This window comes from Pantoea sp. X-Soil-MYKO-1289 (genome assembly GCF_059730625.1).
Map to the genome: position 1 here is coordinate 687,770 of NZ_AP036004.1, position 24,728 is coordinate 712,497.

The 24,728-nt window shown below is 58.0% G+C and carries 25 protein-coding genes; 8 read left to right on the plus strand and 17 right to left on the minus strand.

Annotated elements, in window-relative coordinates:
• Window positions 1–34: 34 nt before the first annotated feature.
• Window positions 35–748 carry a YggN family protein gene (locus AC6I7Z_RS03370; RefSeq protein ID WP_313591033.1) on the plus strand — a complete coding sequence of 238 codons (714 nt, stop codon included), beginning with the start codon at window positions 35–37 and terminating at the stop codon, window positions 746–748.
• A gap of 42 nt (window positions 749–790) precedes the next feature.
• Here AC6I7Z_RS03370 and AC6I7Z_RS03375 read toward each other — a convergent pair whose 3' ends face one another.
• The 3 genes from AC6I7Z_RS03375 to cspE form a co-directional block, all read right to left on the minus strand.
• Window positions 791–1,036 carry a DUF2543 family protein gene (locus AC6I7Z_RS03375; protein ID WP_033752291.1) on the minus strand — a complete coding sequence of 82 codons (246 nt, stop codon included), beginning with the start codon at window positions 1,034–1,036 and terminating at the stop codon, window positions 791–793.
• Between the two features lie 44 nt (window positions 1,037–1,080).
• Window positions 1,081–1,563 carry a cold-shock protein gene (locus AC6I7Z_RS03380; RefSeq protein WP_497813148.1) on the minus strand — a complete coding sequence of 161 codons (483 nt, stop codon included), beginning with the start codon at window positions 1,561–1,563 and terminating at the stop codon, window positions 1,081–1,083.
• Between the two features lie 253 nt (window positions 1,564–1,816).
• Window positions 1,817–2,029, minus strand: a complete 213-nt coding sequence (cspE, locus tag AC6I7Z_RS03385) for a transcription antiterminator/RNA stability regulator CspE (protein WP_023479762.1) — start codon at window positions 2,027–2,029, stop codon at window positions 1,817–1,819.
• 400 nt (window positions 2,030–2,429) lie between these two features.
• Between cspE and AC6I7Z_RS03390 the strand changes: the two genes are divergently transcribed.
• The 5 genes from AC6I7Z_RS03390 (at window position 2,430) to AC6I7Z_RS03410 (ending at window position 8,945) form a co-directional block, all read left to right on the plus strand.
• Window positions 2,430–4,088, plus strand: coding sequence for an ATP-binding protein (locus AC6I7Z_RS03390; protein WP_497813149.1), 1,659 nt, complete (start codon window positions 2,430–2,432; stop codon window positions 4,086–4,088).
• Complete coding sequence (locus AC6I7Z_RS03395; protein ID WP_497813150.1) at window positions 4,075–4,776, plus strand: response regulator; 702 nt, start codon at window positions 4,075–4,077, stop codon at window positions 4,774–4,776. Before AC6I7Z_RS03390 ends, AC6I7Z_RS03395 begins: the two co-directional genes overlap by 14 nt.
• A gap of 176 nt (window positions 4,777–4,952) precedes the next feature.
• Window positions 4,953–6,041, plus strand: a complete 1,089-nt coding sequence (locus tag AC6I7Z_RS03400) for an ABC transporter substrate-binding protein (RefSeq protein WP_497813151.1) — start codon at window positions 4,953–4,955, stop codon at window positions 6,039–6,041.
• A gap of 71 nt (window positions 6,042–6,112) precedes the next feature.
• Complete coding sequence (locus AC6I7Z_RS03405) at window positions 6,113–7,882, plus strand: ABC transporter permease (protein WP_033752272.1); 1,770 nt, start codon at window positions 6,113–6,115, stop codon at window positions 7,880–7,882.
• Window positions 7,875–8,945, plus strand: coding sequence for an ABC transporter ATP-binding protein (locus AC6I7Z_RS03410; RefSeq protein WP_497813152.1), 1,071 nt, complete (start codon window positions 7,875–7,877; stop codon window positions 8,943–8,945). Before AC6I7Z_RS03405 ends, AC6I7Z_RS03410 begins: the two co-directional genes overlap by 8 nt.
• A gap of 42 nt (window positions 8,946–8,987) precedes the next feature.
• Here the strand turns inward: AC6I7Z_RS03410 and AC6I7Z_RS03415 are convergent, their stop codons facing one another.
• Genes AC6I7Z_RS03415 through AC6I7Z_RS03440 form a run of 6 tightly spaced genes read right to left on the minus strand, consistent with a single transcriptional unit; the run spans window position 8,988 to window position 12,852 of the window.
• A complete protein-coding gene (locus AC6I7Z_RS03415) occupies window positions 8,988–9,416 on the minus strand; it encodes a hypothetical protein (protein WP_497813153.1) in 429 nt (142 codons plus the stop codon).
• The gene (locus AC6I7Z_RS03420; RefSeq protein WP_497813154.1) at window positions 9,394–9,798 is read right to left on the minus strand and encodes a polymorphic toxin type 44 domain-containing protein; all 405 of its coding nucleotides are present in this window, start codon (window positions 9,796–9,798) and stop codon (window positions 9,394–9,396) included. Before AC6I7Z_RS03420 ends, AC6I7Z_RS03415 begins: the two co-directional genes overlap by 23 nt.
• A 36-nt stretch (window positions 9,799–9,834) precedes the next feature.
• Window positions 9,835–10,974: a radical SAM family heme chaperone HemW gene (gene hemW / locus AC6I7Z_RS03425; RefSeq protein ID WP_497813155.1), complete on the minus strand. Its 1,140-nt coding sequence runs from the start codon at window positions 10,972–10,974 to the stop codon at window positions 9,835–9,837.
• A complete protein-coding gene (locus AC6I7Z_RS03430) occupies window positions 10,967–11,560 on the minus strand; it encodes an XTP/dITP diphosphatase (protein WP_497813156.1) in 594 nt (197 codons plus the stop codon). The genes hemW and AC6I7Z_RS03430 overlap by 8 nt, the downstream gene beginning before the upstream one ends.
• 17 nt (window positions 11,561–11,577) lie before the next feature.
• Window positions 11,578–12,132 carry a YggT family protein gene (locus AC6I7Z_RS03435; RefSeq protein WP_033752264.1) on the minus strand — a complete coding sequence of 185 codons (555 nt, stop codon included), beginning with the start codon at window positions 12,130–12,132 and terminating at the stop codon, window positions 11,578–11,580.
• 12 nt (window positions 12,133–12,144) lie between these two features.
• Window positions 12,145–12,852, minus strand: a complete 708-nt coding sequence (locus tag AC6I7Z_RS03440) for a YggS family pyridoxal phosphate-dependent enzyme (protein ID WP_497813157.1) — start codon at window positions 12,850–12,852, stop codon at window positions 12,145–12,147.
• Between the two features lie 16 nt (window positions 12,853–12,868).
• Here AC6I7Z_RS03440 and AC6I7Z_RS03445 point away from each other — a divergent pair, with 16 nt between their 5' ends.
• Window positions 12,869–13,921, plus strand: coding sequence for a type IV pilus twitching motility protein PilT (locus AC6I7Z_RS03445; RefSeq protein ID WP_497813158.1), 1,053 nt, complete (start codon window positions 12,869–12,871; stop codon window positions 13,919–13,921).
• Here the strand turns inward: AC6I7Z_RS03445 and ruvX are convergent.
• The 8 genes from ruvX to metK all read right to left on the minus strand — a co-directional run bounded on the left by ruvX (window position 13,890) and on the right by metK (window position 21,427).
• Entirely contained in the window at window positions 13,890–14,306 is a 417-nt protein-coding gene (gene ruvX / locus AC6I7Z_RS03450) for a Holliday junction resolvase RuvX (protein ID WP_033752261.1), read from the minus strand. The two genes, AC6I7Z_RS03445 and ruvX, sit on opposite strands and share 32 nt — an antisense overlap.
• A complete protein-coding gene (locus AC6I7Z_RS03455) occupies window positions 14,306–14,869 on the minus strand; it encodes a YqgE/AlgH family protein (protein ID WP_033752258.1) in 564 nt (187 codons plus the stop codon). The genes ruvX and AC6I7Z_RS03455 overlap by 1 nt, the downstream gene beginning before the upstream one ends.
• A gap of 81 nt (window positions 14,870–14,950) precedes the next feature.
• Complete coding sequence (gene gshB, locus AC6I7Z_RS03460; protein ID WP_033752255.1) at window positions 14,951–15,895, minus strand: glutathione synthase; 945 nt, start codon at window positions 15,893–15,895, stop codon at window positions 14,951–14,953.
• 116 nt (window positions 15,896–16,011) lie between these two features.
• Window positions 16,012–16,743: a 16S rRNA (uracil(1498)-N(3))-methyltransferase gene (gene rsmE, locus AC6I7Z_RS03465; RefSeq protein ID WP_033752252.1), complete on the minus strand. Its 732-nt coding sequence runs from the start codon at window positions 16,741–16,743 to the stop codon at window positions 16,012–16,014.
• A gap of 73 nt (window positions 16,744–16,816) precedes the next feature.
• Entirely contained in the window at window positions 16,817–17,524 is a 708-nt protein-coding gene (gene endA, locus AC6I7Z_RS03470; RefSeq protein ID WP_497813159.1) for a deoxyribonuclease I, read from the minus strand.
• Between the two features lie 78 nt (window positions 17,525–17,602).
• Window positions 17,603–18,115, minus strand: coding sequence for a SprT family zinc-dependent metalloprotease (locus tag AC6I7Z_RS03475; protein ID WP_497813160.1), 513 nt, complete (start codon window positions 18,113–18,115; stop codon window positions 17,603–17,605).
• Window positions 18,116–18,444: 329 nt separating this feature from the next.
• Window positions 18,445–19,842 carry a sugar porter family MFS transporter gene (locus AC6I7Z_RS03480; RefSeq protein ID WP_033752553.1) on the minus strand — a complete coding sequence of 466 codons (1,398 nt, stop codon included), beginning with the start codon at window positions 19,840–19,842 and terminating at the stop codon, window positions 18,445–18,447.
• Window positions 19,843–20,275: 433 nt separating this feature from the next.
• Complete coding sequence (metK, locus tag AC6I7Z_RS03485) at window positions 20,276–21,427, minus strand: methionine adenosyltransferase (RefSeq protein ID WP_497813161.1); 1,152 nt, start codon at window positions 21,425–21,427, stop codon at window positions 20,276–20,278.
• Window positions 21,428–22,141: 714 nt separating this feature from the next.
• Here metK and speA point away from each other — a divergent pair.
• Window positions 22,142–24,118, plus strand: a complete 1,977-nt coding sequence (gene speA / locus AC6I7Z_RS03490) for a biosynthetic arginine decarboxylase (protein WP_072010440.1) — start codon at window positions 22,142–22,144, stop codon at window positions 24,116–24,118.
• The last annotated feature ends 610 nt before the right edge of the window (window positions 24,119–24,728 follow it).

Genomic DNA, 24,728 nt, shown 5'->3' on the forward strand with positions numbered 1-24,728 from the left:
CGATTACACGGAATAAGTTTCGTTGGGAGAGATTATGGTTCGTAAAACGCTTATCGCCGCGCTGCTGCTGGCAGCGACGCAGGCGCAGGCTGCCTGGGAGTGCAGCGTTAAACCGCAGGATGACGTGGTGATTAAGCCGCAAAGCGTGCAGGTGGTCGGCGCAAACGGCAACCTGGAGATCTCCCCGCAGGGCGATGTGCAGCTTAACGGCCAGAAGGTGGCGGTGAACAACGCGCAGCGTCAGCAGGCTATCGACTACCAAAATGCGCTGCGTCGCGATCTGCCGTGGATCGATACCGGCGCCTCGTCGCGCCTGGAGAAGGGCCGCATCGCGCTGGATAAGGTGATTGTCGAGAAGCTCGGCGCCGACAGCAACGTGCGTAACCGCCTTACCACGCTCAACGGTCAGCTGAAGCAGCAGATGAACCGTATTATCGAGCATCGCGACGACGGCCTGACCTTCCATCATCAGGCGATCGACCAGGTGCGCGCCGACGGCGAACGTCTGGTGCAGAGCACCATGGGCGGCGTGCTGCAGGACAGCCTGAACGAGATGGGCAGCAAGCAGGCGAGCGGCAGCAATCCGCTACAGGCGATCATGGGCAACCTGGGCGGGCTACAGCAGTCGATTCAGGCGGAGTGGAGCAATCAGGAGCAGGATTTCAAAAACTTCGGACAGGAAGTCTGTAACCGCGTGATTAGCCTTGAAGATCAGCGCAAAAAGCTGGTCGGCAGCGTGAAGTCGTAAAGAAGGGGGCGCGCTTGTCGATGTCAGGCGCGCCTTGCGGGGTTACTCGTTGCCCCACTGGTTAAGAAACTCAGCGATCTCGTCAATACGCTGCGCGTCGATGCCCGCTTCCACCGCCATCTCCTGCTGCGCTTCTTCGCTGATTTCCTCGTTGTTCATCAGGCGCGTAATCAGCAGCTGGAAATAGCGCGCCAGCGAATCGCGTTCCGAGTCGCTAACCGGCTTGTCGCTCTCCGTCGCATACTCATCCGCAACGTCGTAGTATCTGATTGGTATTTCATCGTTCATAAAGCGTCTCCAGGGTCATAAACTTTCGGGACTGTCTGCCAATCTCAGACTTTGAGCATTTTCGCCGTGGCATCGACGTCAATCTCATCTTCCGAGAAGATCAGCGTCGTTCCCTGGAAAGTGGTGATCGCCAGCTTTCTCACCGTGCGCATTTCGCCAGGCTTAGCGTCGGTTTTCGGCCGGATGTTATTCAGCAGCGAACCCACAGAGAGCACGGTATTCTCTTTATCGATGCGGCTATCCGCCGGCACCTCTTCGCTGAAGACCACGAAAGATTTGATCGCGGTGAGCTTGATGCGCTCGCCAGCGATAAAGATATATTTGCTCTCCGGGAGCACCTTTACAGCATAGGCTGACAGCCCCTTGCTGTTGGTGGTGGGTTCGAAGGTCACTGCCGCATTCTTTTTGATCAGCTCAGGGTTGGCGACCTTGATCACATGAAAATAGCGGTTGTCGCCGTTCTCATCTTTGATAAATCCAAAACCTTTGTCCTGAAACCAGGTTGTGATCGTTCCGTTCATCGCCATTACCGCCTGTTTAATCGTTAATCTACTCAGTTTTTGCAGCGCGCAGTGTAAAGCACAATGGCAGTGCCGACTACGGCTTTGGGTAAGTGTGGATGATAAATTTAACGGGTGCGAGAGGAGAGCGGGTCGCTCAAGGGGAAACAGATATGAAAAAACCCGCACGAGGCGGGTTTTTTTCATTATCAGCGGCAGCTTAGCCGCTCAGGCTTACGCCTTCATCGCTGTTGTAAGCGTCGCTGATAACAGGCGCGACTTACAGCGCGGTGACGTTGCCGGCAGCAGGGCCTTTAGCACCATTTTCGATGGTGAAAGAGACTTTCTGGCCTTCGTCGAGGGTTTTGTAGCTGTCGCTCTGGATTGCAGAGAAGTGTACGAATACATCTTTGCTGCCGTCGTCCGGAGTGATGAAGCCGAAACCTTTGTCAGAGTTGAACCATTTTACTAAACCAGTCATTTTGTTAGACATAGATATTTCCTTAATTTATGAGCCACTTAAAGCGGCGAAGATGGCCTGAGAATTACTTATGGGCGCTTAGGAGGAGCTCACGAAGAAGGGTATCTTTGGATAACACTTGAACTGAGGACTGCTTTACTAAAACTGCTTTCATAAGGTCTGTATTCCAAACCGAGAAGGCTATTAAGCCACAGCGCATAAGGTCTGGCAACATTTATATTAATTTATTTTAACCACTTATACACCTGGACGGCTGCATGGATAGAAGCTTCGGCTCACTTACCCGCCAATACAGCCGTCTCGCTGAGATGGTAGCCAGTTCACAACTCTGGGCTTAGCCAGCCGCTGGCCGCCTGCGCGCATGATAGTCTTGCCTGATGCCGCGCACTTGCTCCTCTATATAACAGGTTGTATGAAACGCAGATTGCCTTTTCAGGTAAAACTTTTCCTCTCGCTGGTGCTGTTTTCCTGCCTGCTGCTGACGCTGCAGGGCGCGATCCTGTTTCATTTTATCGACCGGCAGCTGCATCACGATCTGGGACAGCGCGCGCGCGTGCAGGCGAGCGAAATTGCGCTGATGCCCGGCCTGGCGGAGAAGGTGGCGAGCCGCGACATCGCGGCCATTGCCCGTTTGATCCAGCCGCTGCGCGAGCAAAGCGACGCCAGCTATATCGTGATCGGCGACGCGCGCGAACAGCATCTCTATCACTCTGAATCGCCTGAGCGCCTTAACTTGCCGCTGATTGGCGGCGATAATGCCGAGGTGCTGCAGGGGAAAACCATTATTTCCGTGCGTAAGGGCGGCATCGGCGTGTCGCTGCGCAGCAAAGCCCCCATCTTTGATGACCGCCATCAGGTGATCGGCATCGTCTCGGTCGGTTATCTCACCTCCTATATCGCCAATATCAACGTCAGCCTGCTGTGGCAGGCGAGCCTGTACGGCCTGGCGCTGCTGATTTTGCTATTTATTTTTTCATGGGCCTTTAGCCGCAACCTCAAGAAGCAGATGTTCTGGCTGGAGCCGAAAGATATCGCGCTGCTGGTGCTGCAGCAAAAAGCGCTGCTCGAGGCGATGTATGAAGGGGTGTTCGCCGTTAACGCCGAAAAGCAGCTGATTTTAATCAATCGCGCCGCCAGGGAGCTGCTGGAGATCGATCGCAGCGAGAGCGAACTGCTGGGCAAGCCGCTGTATGAGGTGATGCAGATCCATCCCGCTTTTCTCAGCCAGGACGGCGAACAAGAGAGCGGACGCCAGCACGATCAGATCACCGTCCTGAATCAGCGTCAGGTGATCGTCAACCGGGTTGCTATCGATCTTGAACCCGGCGTGCCGGGCGGCTGGGTCTGCAGCTTCCGCGATAAAAACGACATCAATACCCTGAGCAGCCAGCTGAGCCAGGTAAAGCGCTATGCGGATAATTTGCGCATTATGCGCCATGAACAGCTCAACTGGACCGCCACGCTGGTGGGGCTGCTGCAGATGCAGCGCTACGACGATGCGATGCGCTATATTCAGGCGCAGTCCGCCGGCGCGCAGCAGGTGCTCGATTTCGTCTCGGCGCGTTTTACCTCGCCGGCGCTGTGCGGACTGCTGCTGGGGAAATATGTCAGCGCGCGGGAAAAAGGCGTCGAGCTAAAGTTCGATCCCGCCTGCCAGCTGATGCGCATCCCCGCGACCATTAGCGAAACCGCGCTGATGTCGGTGGTGGGCAACGTGCTGGATAACGCCGTAGACGCGACGCTCAATGTGAAAAAACCCGCTCCGCCGGTGGAACTCTATATTTCTGACCGCAATCAGGAGCTGTTGATTGAAGTGGCCGATCAGGGCTGCGGCGTGGACGAACAGCTGAAACCGCATCTGTTCGAGCAGGGCGTGACCAGCAAGCCCTCCAGCGGCGACGATCCGTTCGGCTCGGAGCACGGCATCGGCCTCTATCTGGCGGCGGGATATGTTCATCAGGCGGGCGGCAGCATCGAAATCAACGACAATGCGCCGCAGGGAACGATTTTCACCATTTTTATCCCGTTCCCCTCTGCCGTTTCGACAGGAATTTCTCATGAACAACGCTGAGCCGCTTAAGGTAGTGATTGTGGAAGATGAGCCGCATCTCGCCGATTTGCACCGCGAGTTTATCGAGCAGCATTTCCATCTTCGCGTGGCGGGCATTGCGGCCACGCTGGAACAGGGGCGCCAGCTGATCGAGCAGCATCAGCCGCGGCTGGTGCTGCTCGACAACTATCTGCCGGACGGGCAGGGCGTCACGCTGATCGACGACCCGCTGCTGAAGCGTTTTGACTGTTCGGTGATCTTTATTACCGCCGCCAGCGACATGCAGACCTGTAGCCATGCGATGCGCAGCGGCGCGCTGGACTATCTGCTCAAACCGGTCTTTTTTCACCGCCTGCGCGCCTCGCTGGAACGCTTTATGCTGCTGGTGCAGACGATGCGCCAGATGACCAATGTAGACCAGCATGCGCTGGACAAACTGTTCAACCTGCCGGCCAGCGACGCGCCGCCCGCGCCGTCGACTAAAGGCATCGAGTCCCTGACCCTGACGCGGGTTCAACGCTTTTTCAGCGATGCGCCTGACCGCAGCTGGTCGGTGGAGCAGGTGGTGGAGAGCGTCGGGATCAGCAAAACTACCGGCCGCCGCTATCTGGAATATTGCGTGGAGATCGGCTTTATCGGCGTCGAAATGCAGTATGGCAATATCGGCCATCCGCGCCGGCTCTATCGCAAAATTAGCGGCCTGCAATAGTGTGATCGCGCGCAATAAGGGCGCGCGGCGTCTACGTGGTTTTAATGGTGTTAATTGCCGAAAAAACGCCAATAATCACACTTCGCGAAGATAACGCCTGGGCACCTCTTGTCTGGCGGACCCGATCGGCTATGTTGACCCTTAGTTCCTAAAGTGTAACTAAAAGGTTAAATATAATGTCGAACAAATATCCTCTTACTCTGGTTGCCGCTACCGTATTTGTCTCCTGTTCCGCTTTCTCCGCGCCGCCGCAGGGCTATCCGGCGGACTACCAGGGCGTTATCGATGCCGCGACCAAAGAAGGTAAAGTGGTGATCTATTCCACCACCGATACCAAAGCCGCAGGGCCGCTGATCAAGGGGTTCGAGGCCACCTATCCCGGCATCAAAGTCGAATATAACGACATGAACAGCACCGAGCTGTACAACCGTTTTATCAGCGAGCAGGCCTCCGGCGGCACCAGCGGCGACGTGGTCTGGAGCTCCTCTATGGATACCGGCCTGAAGCTGGCCACCGACTACGCCCAGGAGTATCAGTCGCCGGAGCTGCCTCAGCTGCCGAAGTGGGCGGTGTGGAAAAACCGCGCGTACGGCACCACCTACGAGCCGGTGGTGATCATCTATAACAAGCGGCTGATCCCGGCTGGCGAGGTACCCGATTCGCACGCCGCGCTGGCGAAGCTGATCGCCAGTCAGACCGACAAATTCAAGAGCAAAGTCACCACCTACGATATTGAAAAGTCGGGACTGGGTTTTATGCTGTCGGTGCAGGATTCCAAAGCCGATCCGCAATATTTCAAGACCTTGTCTGAAGTGGCGAAGGGCGGCTTAGCGGTGCAGTCCTCTACCGGCACCATGATGGAGAGGGTCTCCTCCGGCGAAAACCTGATCGGCTTCAATATTCTCGGCTCCTACGCTGAAGCCCGCGCCAAAACTGATCCTTCGCTGGGCATCTCTTATCCGAAGGATTACACGCTGGTGCTGTCGCGCGTCTCCTTTATCAGCCAGCAGGCGCAGAACAGCCATGCGGCGAAGCTGTGGCTCGATTACGTTCTCTCTGAAAAAGGGCAAACCATTCTGGCGAACCAGGCCGACATTCCCTCGCTGCGTAACGATATCGAAGGCAAAAACGATATCGACGGCCTGACCAAAATGTTAGGCAATGCGCTGAAGCCTATCCCGGTAGACGAAAGCCTGCTGGAGTACCTGCAGCCGAAAAAACGTCTGGATTACATCAAGCAGTGGCGCGCAGCCGCCGGTAAATAACGGCAGTCTGGAAGCGCGGCCCGCTGCGTCGCGCTTCTCTTTTCTAAGATTTCGCCATTCAGGGTCTCAATATGAATGCATTGCGCAGAAAGTGGCAAAGCCTGCCGCGCGGCGTCGTGGTGCTGTTAACCGCGCTGGTTATCTATGTTCCGCTGTCGTTTATCGTTATCCAGAGTTTTTTATCCGCCCCCTTTTTTGCGCCGTCAAAAGAGTGGAGCCTGGAATCGTTTGAATTTATTTTCACCGACCCCGACTTCTACAAGGCGCTGAAAAGCGGCTTTATTCTCGCCTTTGGGCTGGTGATCATCGCCATTCCGCTGGGCGGTATCCTGGCGTTTCTGATGGTGCGCACCGACCTGCCGGGCAGACGCATTATCGAGCCGCTGATCCTGGTGCCGATCTTCGTCTCGCCGATGGTGCTGGGATTCGGCTATGTGGTGGCCGCCGGGCCGGTCGGCTTCTTCTCGCTGTGGGCGCAGTCCCTGCTCGGCTTTGTGCCGTGGAATATCTACGATATGTCGAGCATCGTGGTGATTGCCGGGCTGACGCACGTTCCCCATGCCTACCTCTATATCTCCTCGGCGCTGCGCAGCGTGGGATCGGATGTTGAGGAGGCGGCGCGCATCGCCGGCGCCTCGCCGCTGCAGGTGATGACGGCGGTGAGCCTGCCGATGGTGCGCCCCTCGATCCTCTATGCCGTGGTGCTGCTGTTCTTTCTCGGACTGGAAGTCTTCGGCCTGATGCTGGTGCTGGGCGATCCTGAAGGCAATATGGTGCTGGCGACCTATCTCTACCAGCTCACCAATAAGCTCGGCACGCCGTCGTATCACCTGATGGCCGCGGTGGCCGTGGTGCTGATCTGCATCACCATTCCGCTGGTGATGCTGCAGCGCCGCCTGATGCGCACCGCCAACCGTTTCGTGACCGTTAAGGGCAAAGCTTCCCAGGCGCGCGCCTTGCCGCTGGGGAAATGGCGCTGGGTGGCGGGCGCGGTGGTGGCGTTCTGGCTGACCGTGACCATTGGCGTGCCGCTGCTGGGCGTGGTGCTGCGCGCCTTTATCTCTAACTGGGGCGTCGGCGTCTCGCTGTGGGACGAACTGTCGATCAAAACCTTCCAGACTATCTGGGCGCAGCCAAATCTGCTGCGCGCCATCGTCAACTCCATGGCGATCGGCGTGATCGGCGGCGCGCTGGCGGTGGGATGCTATCTGTTCATCGGTATCGCCATGCACCGCAAGCCTGACAACACCACGCGCTTCCTCGACTACAGCGTGCTGGTGCCGCGCGCCGTGCCGGGGCTGCTGGCGGGCCTGGCGTTTCTCTGGGTGTTTTTGTTCCTGCCGCTGTGGCTGGACAACTCGCTTAAATCGGGCTGGCTTTCCGATTTCGCCTGGTCGCAGTGGCTGCGCGATAACCTTATCGTCTGGCTGCGTTCGCTGCGCAGCACCATTTTCAGCGTCTGGCTGGCCTACACCGTGGTGTGGATGGCCTATGGCCTGCGGCTGATCTCGTCGACGCTGCTTCAGGTGGGGCCAGAGCTGGAGGAAGCGGCGCGCAGCACCGGCGCCACGCGCGGGCAGATTACGCGCCACGTGACGATCCCGCTCTCGCGCTACGGCCTGATCGGCTCATGGCTGCTGATGTTCCTGATTTTTGAACGCGAATACTCCACCGGCGTTTATCTGCTGTCGCCCGGCACGGAAACCATCGGCTCGATGCTGGTTTCCCTGTGGGCCGCGGGCGCGATCGATATCGTCGCCGCGCTCTCCTTTATCAACATCCTGCTGGTGGTAGTAGGCCTGGGTATCGCCCTGCGATTTGGAGTTAAATTACATGATTGAATTATCAGTAGAAAATCTGCATTTAACCTATGGCGACAACCCGGTTTTGAAAGGGGTCTCCATGAATTTACAGCGCGGCGAAGTGGTGTCGCTGCTTGGCCCCTCCGGCAGCGGCAAAACGACGCTGCTGCGCGCCGTCGCCGGGCTGGAAAAGCCGACGCAGGGCAAGATTGTCATCGGCAAAAACCAGGTGTATGCCGGGACGCCGCGCAGCGAGATCCCGGCGGAAGAGCGCAACCTCGGGCTGGTGTTTCAGTCCTACGCGCTGTGGCCGCATAAGACGGTGTTTGAGAACGTGGCCTATCCGTTAAAGCTGCGTAAGGTCGCCTCTGCGGAGATCAATCAGCGGGTGCAGGACGTGCTCAACCAGCTGGGGCTGGGCCATCTGGGCAAGCGTCATCCGCACCAGCTTTCCGGCGGACAGCAGCAGCGCGTCGCCATTGGCCGCGCGCTGGTGTATAACCCGCCGGTGATCCTGCTGGATGAGCCGCTGTCGAACCTCGACGCCAAACTGCGCGAAGAGGCGCGCGTCTTCCTGCGTGAGCTGATCATCAAGCTGGGCCTGTCGGCGCTGATGGTGACGCACGACCAAAACGAGGCGATGGCGATTTCCGACCGCATCCTGCTGCTGAATAACGGCAAGATCGAGCAGCAGGGCACGCCGCAGGAGATGTACGGCTCGCCGAAAACCCTGTTTACCGCCGAGTTCATGGGCAGCAACAACCGGCTGCACGGGAAAATCGCTGAGCTGCGCGACGGTAAAGCGCGTATCGAGGGCAAAGGCTGGAGCCTGTGGGGCAGAGCGGGAGAAGGGGTGCAGCAGGGCCAGGAGGCCACGGCGGTGATCCGCGTAGAGCGCGTGAGGCTGGTGGAAGGGCCGGGCGAGAACCAGCTGGAACTGCCGCTGGTCACCAGCATGTATCTCGGCGACCGCTGGGAGTACCTGTTCCGCACCGCGGGCGACGATTTCGCTATTCGCGCCTACGGCAATGAGGTGCGCGACCCGCAGCACTGCTATCTGGCGCTGCCGGAAAACCATTTGTGGATCTTTCCGAAGGCATAACAACGAGGGCGGCCTGCGCCGCCCTTATTATTAAAGGTTTTGCTAGTACGGCTCAGCCGTCAGGTAAACCGGAACTGAAAACAGCGCCCCCTTTATCTGGTAGACCGGAGCGTTGTGGAAAGCAAAAACATCTCCTTTGACGGATAGGTAGATAGCGTTGTTTTCGACCTTTTGGAACGCATTAGGGTCGGCGGTAATTAAAAACGGCTGTCTGTCAGCTGTCAGGCTATTTATGAAGTCCTTATCACTTTTACTGGCGTCAAACAGATAATAGCGATACGAGAAATCTGTAGTTGCGCCTGCATCCGCTTCGGTAATATAGAGAGTCGCGTGAGTATTAATGTTTACTTTTCTAAGGATTTTTTGTTCAAGAGGGGACAGTTGAGTGAGTTTATAAATGCCATAGCTCAGCGTTATTGCCAGAATAGCTATGACCACATATCTCTTTTTAAAACCCTGCGCGCTTCGCATATTCAATCCCAGCTCTTATCCAGTATTGATCGTCCGGATCATCCCCGTATGGACTAGCGCCATACCAGTCGCCATATTCAGGCCTGCTGGTCCCAGCCCGACTTTGCGCCCAGCCTGCTCCGCGCAACAATACGGAATCTGCGATCCCAGCGGCATGGCCAGTAGCACCATAGTTGAAATTACCAAAATTAGCATACTGCCGACCACATTGATTTTTATAATCCCAGGGTCCATGGCTTCTTACCTGGAAATAAAACCATGCGTAAGTTAATGCAGAGGGGCCTTTATGGAATCTTGCCATCATCATGTTATTTATTACTGAAACGCCAGTCGGTGAAAAAGAAGCGCTATGATATTGAGCTCGAACTTTTGCGGCACTCATTCATAAAAAAAGCCGACTCAGGGTCGGCCTTTCCACTTACTCCTCCGCCAGAAACAGCTCCAGCAGCGAGTTCAAAAACAGCTTACCTTTTTCCGTTATCTGCCAGTGCGTGGCGCTCTCCGCCACGTAGCCCGCTGCGATCGCCGCATCCATCTGCAGTCGGATGGTCTGCTCGCTCAGGCCGGTATAGCGCGCAAACTCCTCGCGCGGCGCCGCTTCCAGCAGGCGGAAACGGTTCATAAAGTACTCGAACGGCTTCTCTGCGTCGGCGACCTCATATTGCTTCTCCTGATAGCGGCCCTGCATAAAGCCGCGCGGGTGACGCGTCTTCACGGTGCGCACGATGCGCCCGTCAGGCTGGGTCAGCTTGCCGTGCGCGCCGCAGCCGATGCCGAGGTAGTCGCCGAAGCGCCAGTAGTTGAGGTTGTGCTCGCAGCGATAGCCCGGCTTCGCGTAGGCGGAGGTCTCATACTGCTGATAGCCAGCGGCGGTCAGCAGGCGATCCCCTTGCTCGAAGATCTCCCACAGCGCGTCGTCGTCCGGCAGCGTCGGCGGACGCGAGCCGAACAGCGTATTCGGCTCAATAGTCAGCTGATACCAGGAGAGATGCGGTGGGTTAAGCGCGATCGCCTGTTTCAGGTCGCTCAGCGCCTCTTCCAGCGACTGATCGGGCAGGCCGTGCATCAGGTCGAGGTTAAAGCTGCGCAGATGCAGCCCCTCGGCCAGCTGCGCGGCGCGCTTCGCCTCGTCCGGGCCGTGAATGCGTCCCAGCCGCTCCAGCTTCTGCGGGTCGAAGCTCTGCACGCCGATAGAGATACGGTTGATGCCTGCCCGCTGATAGGCGCTGAAGCGATCCGCCTCAACGGTGCCGGGATTGGCCTCCATGGTGATCTCCGCATCCGCCGCCAGCGGCAGCCGCGCGCGCACGCCGTCCATCAGCATCTGCATCGCCTCGCCGCTCAGCAGGCTCGGCGTGCCGCCGCCGATAAAAATGGTGCGCACGGCGCGCCCGTGGGTGAGCGGCAGGTCGTTTTCCAGATCGCGCAGCAGGTGCTGCACATACTCGACGTGCGGCACCTCGCCTTTTAACGCATGGGAGTTGAAGTCGCAGTAGGGGCACTTCTGCACGCACCACGGAATATGGATATAGAGGCTTAACGGCGGTAAATCAGGCATTGCGCATCGCTTCCAGCAGCAGCGTCAATGCTTTGCCTCGATGAGAAACCGCGCCTTTTTCCGTTTTGCTTAGCTCGGCGGCGGTTTTGCCCAGTTCGGGCACGTAGAAAATCGGATCGTAGCCGAAGCCGCCTTCGCCAGCGGCTGAGCGGGTGATTTCGCCCGCCCAGCTGCCGTGGAACACCAGCGGCGTCGGATCTTCCGCATGGCGCAGATAGACCAGCACGCAGTGGAACTGCGCCTGACGATCGCCGTCCGGCACCGCGTCCAGCGCCTGCAGCAGCTTCTCGAGGTTCTCCCGATCGCTGGCCGCCTCTCCGGCATAGCGCGCCGAATAAATGCCGGGCGCGCCGCCCAGCGCATCCACCGCCAGGCCCGAATCGTCGGCGATAGCGGGCAGGCCGGTGATCTGCGCGGCGTGACGCGCTTTCAGAATGGCGTTCTCGATAAAGGTCAGGCCGGTCTCTTCCGCCGACTCCACGCCCAGATCGGTTTGCGCCACGATATCCAGGCCAAAGGCGGAGAGGAGATCCGCCAGTTCACGTACCTTGCCGGGATTGCCGGTGGCGAGCACAACTTTTTGCATAGCAGTTCCAGTCATATTTACAGCAGAAACCAGAGGCCAGGAAACAGGTCCATGCCGAGGAAGTTCAGGGCGTAGAGCACCAGGATCACAATCATCGCCGAGAAGTCGATGCCGCCCATCGCAGGCAGAATACGGCGAATCGGCGACATCAGCGGTTCAGTCAGCTGCACCAGCACATAGTCCAGCGGGCCGCGTCCCTGGCTGATCCAGCTCATCAGCGAGCGAATGATGATCACCCAGAACACCAGATAGCCGGCGGATTTCACCAGCGACAGCAGGCCGACCAGCAGGTTGGCCGGATCGACCGAGAAGGCGCCGACCTGGATCAGCAGCAAAATGGGGTATTTCAGCGTCGTCAGCACAAACGCCAGCAGCAGCGAGGCGGTATCGATCGGACCGATAGCCGGAATAATGCGGCGCAGCGGCTTGATGATCGGCTGGGTGATCTTCACCACGAACTGCGACAGCGGATTATAAAAGTCGCAGCGCGACCACTGCATCCAGATGCGCAGCAGCAGCACCATCACATACAGGTCGATCAGCGTTTTGACTAAAAACGTCAGTGTTAACATGAGGTTCCTCAATTATTGTTGTGGGTTGCGCGCATAATCCCGCGCGCCGAAAATCGCGGTGCCGATGCGCACCATGGTGCTGCCTGCGGCAATAGCCGCTTCCAAGTCGTCGCTCATTCCCAGAGAAAGCGTATCGACGTCGGGATAGCGCTGCTTCAGCTGACGGAAGGCGTCGGCCATCCGCTGACACACCGCCAGCTGGCGCGCATAGTCGCTCTCCGGCGCCGGTATCGCCATCAGGCCGCGCAGCCGCAGCCGCGGCAGCGTGGCAACCTGCTGCGCCAGTTCGGGCAAAGCCTCCAGCATGATGCCAGATTTGCTGTTTTCGTCACTGATATTTACCTGAATCAACACATTCAGCGGCGGCAGCGAGTCGGGACGCTGATCGTTCAGGCGCTGGGCGATCTTCAGACGATCCACCGTATGGCACCAGGCGAAATGCTCCGCTACCAGGCGGCTCTTATTCGACTGCAACGGGCCGATGAAGTGCCACTCCACCTGTGGATGTGCGGCCAGCGCCTCAATCTTTTCAACCCCTTCCTGCACGTAATTTTCGCCGAAGGCGAGCTGGCCGGCTTCGATGGCTTCCTCGACCGCGCTCGCAGGTTTGGTTTTGCTGACGGCAAGCAGCGTAACTTCTTCTGGATCGCGCCCGCATTGCGTTGCGGCAGCGCGGATTCGCTGACGCAGTTGCTGTAGGTTGTGCTGGATTGAGGTCATCGTCAGGAGGCTATCTATGGAGTTGGAAGAAATGGTGGCGCTTAGTGTAAAGCATAATGCCGCCGATCTGCACCTGTGCAGCGGAGATTCGCCGCGCTGGCGGCGCCACGGCCGGCTGGAGCCGCTCCCCGATCTCGCGCCGCTGACGGCCGAGTGGCTGGAGCAGGCTATCGGACGCTATCTCGAGCCGCGGCAGCGCGAAGAGCTGGCGGCGCAGGGGCAAACCGACTTCGCTTTCTCGCTGGCCGACGGTCAGCGGCTGCGCGCCAGTCTGTTTCGCCAGCGGCAGGGGCTTTCGCTGGCGCTGCGAACGCTGGCGACCCGCTGTCCGACGCTGGAGAGCCTGCGTCTGCCAGCGGCGGCGTCGCGCTGGCTGCTGCTGGAGGATGGGCTGATATTAGTGACCGGCGCGACCGGCAGCGGCAAATCGACCACGCTTGCCGCGATGGTCGACGCCATTAACCGCCAGCAGGCGAAGCACATTATTACGCTGGAAGATCCCATCGAGTTTATTCACCAGAGCCGACAGTCGCTGATCCAGCAGCGCGAAATCGGCGCGCACTGCGCCTCGTTCAGCCTCGGGCTGCGCGCCGCGCTGCGTGAAGATCCCGACGTCATCCTGCTGGGCGAGCTGCGCGACGGCGACACGATCCGCCAGGCGCTCACCGCCGCCGAAACCGGCCATCTGGTGCTGGCTACGCTGCACACGCGCGGCGCGGCGCAGGCGATCGATCGCCTGGTGGATGTCTTTCCGGCGCAGGAGAAAAACCTGGTGCGCGCCCAGCTGGCGGGCAGCCTGAAAGCGGTAATGGCGCAGAAGCTGACGGCGGCGCGCGACGGCGGACGCATTGGGCTGTTTGAGGTATTAATCGCCACGCCCGCCATCGCCAATCTGATCCGCGACGGCAAGATGCATCAGATCGGCGCGCTGCTGCAAACCGGCGCGCAGGTCGGCATGCAAACCTTCGAGCAGAGCCTGCTGGCGCGGCAGCGGGAAGGGCTGGTCGCCCCTGAATCAGGCGAGAGCGAGGCGGGCCTTAGTGGGTTTCGAACCAGTCCTGAAGAATAATCGCCGCCGACTGCGAGTCCACCGAGCCTTTATTCAGCGCGCGATAGCCGCCGCGTTCGAACAGGCCGGCACGCGCTTCTACCGTGCTGAGGCGCTCGTCCTGTAGCTCGACGCGCACGCCGAAGCGGCCGTGCAGGCGGTTGGCGAACTTGCGCGCGCGCGCGGTCAACGGCTGCTCGGTGCCGTCCATATTCAGCGGCAGGCCGACCACCACGAAATCAGGCTGCCACTCTTTCAGCAGGCGCTCGATCTGCAACCAGTCCGGCGTGCCGTCCTGCGCTTTCAGCGCGGCGAGCGGGCGGGCGCTGCCGGTCAGCTGCTGGCCGACCGCGACGCCGATGCTTTTGGTGCCGAAGTCGAAACCCAGCAGCGTTTGCGTCGTCATCAGGCGTGTCCCGCATCGCTGGCGATGCTGTGAATATCGATGCCGATGCTGCGCGCCGCTTCGCGCCAGCGATCGGCGATCGGCGTCTGAAACAGAATATTGCTGTTGGCGGGCGTGGTGAGCCAGGCGTTCTCCATCAGCTCGTTTTCCAGCTGATCTTTCTCCCAGGCGCAGTAGCCCAGCGCCACCAGCACATGCTCCGGCTGGGAAGCGGTGCCGAGCGATTCCAGCACGTCGCGCGAGGTGGTGATCACCGTGGTGTCGGAAATGCGGATGCTGGAAGAGAAGATGCGCTGCGCGGAGTGAAGAATAAAGCCGCGATCCTCAGCCAGCGGGCCGCCGCTGAAAACCGGCTTGTCCAGACGAATCGCGGGATCGCGCTCGCCTGACGTGATTTTCAGCTTCTTTAAAATGCCTTCGACCGTCAGATTTTCCATCGGCTTGTTAATAATCAAACCCATTGCGCCTTCTTCATTGTGCTCGCAGATATAGACCACGGAGCGTTTGAAAAAGGGATCCTGTAGGGAAGGCATGGCAATCAAAAAATGATGCTGTAAATTCATTCTCACTCGATGTACCAAAAATAGCCGGCGCGGGTATGCGCCGGTTTGGGTTGATCACGGAGCCTGGCTCCAGGGTCATGCTCAGCCCAGACGCTTCTCGATAGCGTCCATCAACATACCGGTGATGGAGATCGGGAATGCGGCTTCGATTTCACGCACGCAGGTCGGGCTGGTGACGTTCACTTCAGTGAGTTTATCACCAATGATATCCAGTCCGACAAAAATCAATCCTTTTGCTTTCAGCGTCGGGCCGACGCGGCGGGCAATTTCCCAGTCGCTTTCGCTCAGCGGGCGCGCTTCGCCGCGGCCGCCTGCCGCCAGGTTGCCGCGCGTTTCGCCGCCCTGCGGGATGCGCGCCAGGCAGTAAGGCACCGGCTCGCCGTCCACCACCAGCACGCGCTTGTCGCCTTCTTTAATGGCCGGCAGATAGTTCTGCGCCATACAGAAGAACTGCCCGTGATTGGTCAGCGTCTCGGTGATCACGCCGAAGTTCGGATCGTCCTGCTTCACGCGGAAGATCGACGCGCCGCCCATGCCGTCCAGCGGCTTCATGATAATGTCGCCGTGCTCCTGCCAGAAGGCGCGCAGTTTCTCTTTGCTGCGCGTCACCAGCGTATCCGGCGTGAACTCCGAGAACCAGGCGGTGTAGAGCTTCTCGTTACAGTCGCGCAGGCTCTGCGGCTTGTTGACGATCAGCGTGCCTTGCTCTTCGGCGCGCTCCAGAATATAGGTGGCGTAGATAAACTCGGTATCGAACGGCGGATCCTTACGCATCAGGACCACGTTGAGGTCGGCCAGCTTGATCTCCTGCTCGCTGCCGAACTCATACCATTTATCATAGTTCTGATCGACGCTCAGCAGGCGGGTGCGGGCGTAAGAGACGCCGCCGCGCAGCGAGAGATCGGCCATCTCCATATAGTGAATTTCGTAACCGCGGCGCTGTGCTTCCAGCAACATGGCGAAGCTGGTGTCTTTTTTAATGTTAATGGACGCGATGGGGTCCATAACGATGCCAAGTTTAATCATTATTCTCTCCTCAGAGAGGCGGTGTTTTCCGCCTCGTTCTGTGCGGTCAGCGCAGGCTGACCAGTCAGGACGCCAGTAAGTGCTGCGCGCGTCTTAATATAAACCCTGATTATTCCCTAGCCGAGATCGCCAAACCTCACCTGGAGTGCCGTAATCGCGGTTAGCGCGGTGGTTTCCGTGCGTAACACGCGCGGGCCGAGCAAAATATCGGTAAAACCGCGCTCGCCGGTCATGGCGATCTCCTCGGCGCTTAGTCCGCCTTCCGGGCCGATCAGCAGGCGAACCCGCTCTACCGGCTGCGGCAGCGTGTTGATGCTCTGCTGCGCGCGCGGATGCAGGTTGAGCTTCAGGCCGTCGTCGGCCTCGGCGCACCAGGCCTCCAGCGTCATCGCCGGGCGAATTTCCGGCACGCGATTACGGCCGCACTGTTCGCAGGCGGCGATAGCGATTTTTTGCCACTGCTGGCGTTTTTTCGCCAGCCGTTCGGCATCCAGCTTTACGCCGCAGCGTTCGGAAAAAAGTGGAGTAATCACGCTCACGCCCAGCTCAATCGATTTCTGGATAGTGAACTCCATCTTTTCGCCGCGCGACATCACCTGGCCGAGATGCAGAAACAGGGGAGACTCACGATCGTCGGGCTGGCCTTCAAGGACTCTTACTTTTACACGCTTTTTATCGACAAGAGTGATCTCTGCCGCAAAAGTCAGATTAGTGCCATCAAAGAGTTCCAGACGCTGGCCGCTGGTCATGCGCAGAACGCGTCCAACGTGGTTAGAGGCGTCTTCGTCCAGCGCGATCTCGCTGCCGCTGGTTAAAGGTTCGGAATGATAAATGCGAGGTATGCGCATACAGGCCCTGAAAGCTGAGCGCCGCGCACCCGGCGCGGCAATATCGAGAAGACGTTAGTGTAGGGCAGTGATTTTAACGCTGGCAAGCCTGCTGCACATAAGGATTGTGATTGCCCTGCGCGCGCGCGATGCGTTGGTCGCGTTCGCACTCCCAGCTGGAGACCGGATAGAGCTTGTTCCAGACGGTGAAAAGCTGGGTCTGCTGGCGCGACAGGCGCAGATGATACTGGTCGCGCATATAGAAGTAGGTGCGCGCGATGGCGCCGCGGGCGCGGGCGGGCGGCTCGGCCTGCTTGTTCTTGAAGTCCACCTTCATAGCGCACTGGCCATACTGCTGTTCGCCGCCGTTCCACTGGCTGTAGGCGAAGTTGCCGCGGTCGCCGTTGACCTCGCCGACGGCAGGCTGCAGGTTATGCAGATCGCTTTCGATGCGGCGATAGTCGGCGTCTTTGCTGCAGTTTTTGCGGCCGCCGTTCTGCCAGCACTGACGCTGGTGGCCAAACTCCCAGGCGGGCATAACATGCTCCCACTCGATACGACCGGCGCGGTTGGCGTTTTTACGCACCTGATAGCCGCAGCTGTTGAGATCGGGTACGCCTTTTTTACCCTGCCAGCTGATTTTACAGCCGCAGTAGAAGGAGCCGGGTGCGTCGGCGTTGATCGCCGCCGCGAAGGTTTTCGCCTGCTGAAAGTTGTTCTGATGGTAGTTGTTCAGCGCGATCGCCTGAGCAGCGAGAGGGGAGAGCAGCAGCGCGACGGCGCAGATAATTTTACGAGACATGTTGCGGAATTATTCTCAGTCGGAAAAAAAGTGCGGCAGGGTAGCAGAATGAGGTCGCGAGCGGAATGGGAATTGCGCTCAGGCTGGCGAATAGTCGCCCGGCGTTAACAGGCTCTTGCAGCGCACGCAGCGGTATTCGCTTTCGCCGCGCAGCACGCGGTTGTGGCGGCGTACCGTGAGGTGATGCTGCTGGCATCCGCAGCGATAGGGGAAAGTGGCGGCGCGCACCGAGGCGATTTCAAACTGATGGGTGCGACGCGCGGGTACGCCAAGCACCTCCTGCATCATCCATTTCCACTCTTTGCCGTGCGGCGGCACGCGGCCAAAGACTTTCCATACCAGCAGATGCGCCAGCTCGTGCGGCACCACCTCATCGACGAACGCCTGCTGGTTTTCCAGCAGCAGCACCGGATTGAGGCGAATTTCCCACTTTTCCAGCCAGGCGGTGCCTGCCGCCGTGCCGCGCTGCTGATAGACCAGCGCCGGTTCGGCAAACGGACGCTCCAGCCTGTCGCTGGCAAGCTGTAAAAAATGGCGCAGCGAGCGCATAACGGCCTGCTGGAGGGCGATGGGAAGTCGGGGCGTTTTCATGCCGGAAGCATAGGCGGGGCGGGCGAAGAACTCAATCAAATAAAAAAGGCGGGCCGCAAGGCCCACCTTCAAACGGCTAACAAACTCAAAACACGGGTGACAAGGACCGAAGAGCAAAGCGTCCCGCGCAAGGGACAAAAACGCTGGAAGCGTTTTTGAACAACGCAAAGCGTTGGCCCGTTTACGGGCGCACTTCAGGGAAGAAGTGCGTATCTGCGCGGGCCGAGCCGCCATGGATGGCGCTTTTGCGTCTTTGCGATCGGGCCTTGTCACCCGTGTCCGCACATTGCTAACCGCTTCAGGCGGGCCTTGTGGCCCGCCTGAGTAACTTAGTTGTTTGAACCGATGTCGCGCAGTTTCTTGCCGGACATCAGGTTACGCTCGATGTGCTCCAGCGAGACGTTTTTGGTCTCTGGAATCAGCATTAGCGTCAGCACAATGAAGAAGACGTTCAGCAGCGCATAAACCCAGAAGGTGTTCGCGTTGCCCAGCGTATTCAGCATGGTGAGGAAGGTCGCGCCGACAATCATATTGGCGATCCAGTTGGTCGCGGTCGAAACGGTAATACCGAAGTCGCGGCCTTTCAGCGGCTGGATTTCTGAACAGAGCACCCAAATCAGCGGACCGGCGCTCATGGCGAAGCCGACGATAAACATCAGCAGCATGGCGATAGCGAAGTACTGCGCGCCCTGCGAATGGATGCCCATATGCAGCATGGTGCCCAGCACGCCCATACCCGCCGCCATCACCAGGAAGCCCAGGATCAGCGTCGGTTTACGGCCCCAGCGGTCCACCAGGCCGATAGCGATAAAGGTTGCCAGCACGTTGACCAGGCCAACGATAACGGTGCCCCACATCTGCTCGGTGGTATTGGTGAAGCCGGCGATTTCAAAAATCTTCGGCGCGTAGTACATGATTACGTTCATACCGGTGAACTGCTGCATCACCTGCAACAGCACGCCGAGGAACACCGCGCGGCGGAAATTGCTGTTGCTCTGGAACAGCTGCCAGCCGGACTGCTTGATCTTCAGGCTCTCGCGGATCTCTTCCAGCTCGCGTTTCGCCTGCTCGCTGGTGTCGCGCAGACGATCCAGCACGCGCTGGGCGTCGCGGAAGTCGCCTCTGGCCGCCAGCCAGCGCGGACTGTTGGGCAGGAAGAAGACGCCCACCAGCAGCAGCACCGCCGGAATAGTGATGATGCCCAGCATCCAGCGCCAGTCGCCGGACGCGCTAAAGGCGGTGTCGGAGAGGTAGGCGCCGAGAATACCGATGGTAATCATCAGCTGATAGAGCGAAATCATCGAGCCGCGAATTTTTTCCGGCGCGATTTCAGACAGGTAGAGCGGCGCGGTGTAAGAGGCAACGCCGACGGCGAGACCCAGCACGACGCGTGCGACGATCAGCATTTCCGGGTTCGGCGCCATGGCGGACCAGAGCGAACCGATAACGAACAGAATGGCGCCGGCCATCAGGCTCTTTTTACGACCGAGACGTGACGACATCCAGCCGGAGCCGACCGCGCCGACCGCCGCGCCGAACATCATAGAGCTAACGATCCACTCCTGCTGATGTGCGGTAACGTTAAAGTCTTTGGCGATAAACGGCAGCGCGCCTGCGATAACGCCGATATCCAGTCCAAATAGCAGCCCTGCGAGAGCCGCAAGAAAGCAGACAAACAAGGTCATCGCCTTGTTTGAGGTTCTGCTTTTGTGAGTATTGCCAGGCATGTTGCCTCCGAGTTTATCCATCATTGTTGTTATCTAATGTTAAAAAACCTTTTCCGGGTAAAAAGTGAGAGCGATCACGCTAATGTAATCGCTTACACACGCTGAAACCCTGAAATTCAGCATATTCAGCCCGAAAAGGTTAAGTAACCAGTAAGGTATAGCACTTGTTAAGTTTCCGACATGGCGTCAATTACCGGCTATCAGAGGACGCTGAAAATAACGCATTTTCAGTCGAATAACCACGCAGGTTAAATCCTAAATAGCAGATTAATAAAGCGTTTCAATTTGTAATCGGTAACACGCCAGGGCTTGACGAGTGTGAAAAGTGTAGTAGAGAAAAGAGAATGTGCTGGGCAGGGCGGAAAGCAGAGATAAAACAGGCTAAAAAACAAGGCTCTCCCCTGCGACAGGAGAGAGCCTTGAGAGAAAAACCTTACAGGCCGGCCGCGTCGCGCAGCTGAGCAGCCTTGTCGGTTTTTTCCCACGGGAAATGTTCGCGGCCGAAGTGACCGTAAGCGGCGGTCTCTTTGTAGATCGGCTGCAGCAGGTCCAGCATCTGAATCAGACCGTAAGGACGCAGATCGAAGAACTCGCGCACCAGCAGCGTCAGCTGTTCGGTCGAGATCTTCTCGGTGCCGAAGGTTTCCACCATGATGGAGGTCGGCTCTGCTACGCCGATAGCGTAGGAGACCTGAATCTCGCAGCGGTCGGCCAGGCCGGCGGCAACGATGTTTTTCGCCACGTAGCGCGCCGCATAGGCCGCAGAACGGTCAACCTTCGACGGATCCTTACCGGAGAAAGCGCCGCCGCCGTGACGCGCCATGCCGCCGTAGGTATCGACGATGATTTTACGTCCGGTCAGGCCGCAGTCGCCCATCGGGCCGCCGATAACGAAGCGGCCGGTCGGGTTGATGTGGTACTTGGTGCTGGCGTTGATCCACTCGGTCGGCAGCACTGGCTTGATGATCTCTTCCATCACCGCTTCGCGCAGCGTGGCCTGATCGATATCTTCGGCATGCTGGGTAGAGAGCACTACCGCGTCGATGCCGACAATTTTGCCGCCATCGTACTGGAAGGTGATCTGGCTTTTCGCGTCAGGACGCAGCCACGGCAGCGCGCCGTTTTTACGCACTTCAGACTGACGCTGCACCAGACGGTGCGCATAGGTCACCGGCGCCGGCATCAGCACGTCGGTTTCATTGGTGGCGTAGCCGAACATCAGGCCCTGGTCGCCAGCGCCTTGCTCCAGCGGATCGGTGCGGTCAACACCCTGGTTGATGTCGGGCGACTGCTTGCCGATGGCGCTCAGAACGGCACAGGAGTTGGCGTCAAAGCCCATATCGGAATGGACATAACCGATTTCACGTACGGTATTGCGGGTAATCTCTTCGATATCGACCCATGCGCTGGTGGTGATCTCACCGCCGACCAGCACCATACCGGTTTTAACGTAGGTTTCGCAGGCCACGCGCGCTTTGGGATCCTGCTCGAGGATGGCATCCAGCACGGCGTCAGAAATCTGGTCGGCGATTTTATCAGGATGTCCTTCTGATACGGACTCGGACGTAAAAAGGTGTTTAGCCATTCTGTTCTTTACCTTACAAATGGTTTGAATTCGACTGCATAGCGTAAGTGAGATGAACTTACTTGACGCCCCTTCAGGCAAAGCCGCGAGCAGTTTTAGAAGTGTCGGTATGTCAGACGTAAAACGCCTGGATGTTAACCAGTTTAGATGGAAAACCATCTGGACGGCTATTTTAGGTTAAGGGGTGAACGAAATGCCAGCCCTTTTTCTGTTTCCGCATTTTTCACAAAAGCGGTCGCTGGCAAAAAAACGTGACGCGGGACGGCGGCAAACCAGCGAAACGCTTTGCAATTTCGCCCGTCAGGCGGTATAAAACGCCGCTGCTGCCTGCAGCCATAAGGATGACGCCGCTGCGCGTAAGCCACTGTCAGAGCCTCTCTGACGTTCGCCCAGATTATTTCCACATGCGAAAACATGTGTGGAGGTGACAGAAGTAATGAACCACGCTCTTCTCTCTTGCGGTTCTCTGCGCTCAACGGGCGCGCTGGCGTACTCCTTTCCTGCCTTTTCTCCTCTTTTCCGACGAATCGCCTGTTGCGGTCATTCTCCCGACACGCGCGCCGGTTAACCTGTTTTTCCTTATTTACGCTACTGGCGGTCGCACGCCGGTGAACGTCGTGATGCATTCGGGGTCCATTTACACGTAACGGGCCAGGGTGTTTTACACTTAGTTTTGTGCTTTTTTCACATTCCAACAGAAATTCGAGGTTCGTGATGTCTGGCGACATGAAGACTATTAAGGGTTCGTCAGCCGGCGAACAGGGTGTGCTCCGCTCAATGCAGGAGGTTGCAATGAACGACCAGGATGCCAGCAAAATGCTGCGTACCTATAACGTTGCCTGGTGGGGCAATAACTACTACGACGTTAACGAACTTGGTCACGTCAGCGTCTGTCCGAACCCGGACGAACCGACGCTGCGCGTCGATCTGGCGAATCTGGTGAAAGAGCGCGAGGCCCAGGGCCAGCGTCTGCCTGCGCTGTTCTGCTTTCCGCAAATCCTGCAGCATCGCCTGCGTTCGATTAACGCGGCGTTTAAGCGCGCGCGCGAATCCTACGGCTATCGCGGCGACTACTTCCTGGTCTACCCGATTAAGGTCAACCAGCATAAACGCGTGATCGAATCGCTGGTCAACTCCGGCGAACCGCTGGGGCTGGAAGCGGGCTCCAAAGCGGAGCTGATGGCGGTGCTGGCCCACGCCGGCAAAACTCGCACGGTGATCGTCTGCAACGGCTACAAAGATCGCGAATATATTCGTCTGGCGCTGATTGGCGAAAAGCTCGGCCACAAAGTCTATCTGGTGATCGAGAAGATGACGGAAGTGCGCCTGGTGCTGGAAGAGGCCGAACGCCTGAACGTGGTGCCGCGCCTCGGCATCCGCGCGCGTCTGGCGTCGCAGGGCTCCGGCAAATGGCAGTCGAGCGGCGGCGAAAAATCGAAGTTCGGCCTCTCGGCGTCGCAGGTGCTGCAGCTGGTGGAGATCATGCGCAACGCAGGCCGTCTCGACAGCCTGCAGCTGCTGCACTTCCACCTCGGCTCGCAGATGGCCAATATTCGCGATATCGCTACCGGCGTGCGTGAGTCGGCGCGTTTCTATGTCGAACTGGCGAAGCTGGGCGTCAACATCAAATGCTTCGACGTCGGCGGCGGTCTGGGCGTCGACTATGAAGGCACCCGATCGCAGTCCGACTGCTCGGTTAACTACGGTCTGAACGAGTACGCCAACAACGTTATCTGGGCGATCGGCGACGCCTGCGAAGAGCACGGGCTGGATCACCCGACGGTGATCACCGAGTCGGGCCGCGCCGTGACCGCGCACCATACCGTGCTGGTCTCCAACATTATCGGCGTGGAGCGTAACGAGTTCATTACGCCGCAGGCGCCGGAAGAGGATGCGCCGCGCCCGATCCTCAGCATGTGGGAAACCTGGCAGGAGATGCACGAACCTGACGTGCGCCGTTCGCTGCGCGAGTGGCTGCACGACAGCCAGATGGATCTGCACGATATCCACACCGGCTACGCCTCCGGCACCTACGATCTGACGCAGCGCGCCTGGGCGGAACAGCTTTACCTGAGCATCTGCCACTATATTCAGCAGCATCTCGACCCGAGCAACCGCGCGCACCGTCCGATTATCGACGAGCTGCAGGAGCGTATGGCGGACAAGATGTACGTCAACTTCTCGCTGTTCCAGTCGATGCCGGATGCCTGGGGCATCGATCAGCTCTTCCCGGTACTGCCGCTGGAAGGGCTGCATAAAAAGCCGGAGCGCCGCGCGGTGCTGCTGGACATCACCTGCGACTCCGACGGCACCATCGATCACTACGTCGACGGCGACGGCATCGCTGCCACCATGCCGATGCCGGAATACGATCCAGAGAATCCGCCGATGCTCGGCTTCTTTATGGTCGGCGCCTATCAGGAGATCCTCGGCAATATGCATAACCTGTTCGGCGATACCGAGGCGGTCAACGTCTACGCGCGCGCCGGCGGCGAAGTCGAGGTCGAGCTGTCGGATGAGGGCGATACCGTTGCGGATATGCTGGAGTATGTGCAGCTAAATCCCGACGAGCTGATGACGCTGTTCCGCAATCAGGTCAAAGAGACCGATCTCGACGATGAGCTGCGCGCGCAGTTCCTGGAAGAGTTTGAAAGCGGCCTGTACGGCTACACCTATCTTGAAGATGAGTAAGTAACGCCGCACGCCGGGCCTTGTCAGAGGCCCGGCATGTTCGTCTCCCGCCTGAAATCCTCTTTTTACCTGTTTTGTGAGCACCATCACCGTTTCACGCCTGATTAAGCTTCGTCAACCCTGCGCTCCCGATCGGCGCTCAGTGTGCCGCTGAATTTTTTAGAAAAAACGAGGCGTTAGCGTTGGCTCCCATTCAGACCGTCTCGATTGTTAAATTTACAGCGTGTATAGCCTCGGATTTTTAAGCTTATATATTATAAAAGTTAAACATTATGCCTAAAGCTGAATTTGCAAAGCGCCTTTTTATTTGACGCTTTCTGGAAACCCCATCGATTTTTGTTTCAAATAAAAATCATCAGTTATTGTGATGTTTAATATTCTTACTTCATTTAATTTTGTAGAAAAATCAAAAGAGTATAATATTTTGATTTCGTCAAGCCTGCCATGGCAATTAATTTATAAAATGTTTTATGATTTTTTATTTCTTAAAACCTTTTTCAATCACCGAAATTGATTGGTTTTGGCTATTGAATTTTCCGCCGTGTTTGACTTAAATCTATTTTTCAAAGTGTAAGTTGTACGTTAGCATCAGGTTAAGGTGTTAAGAATC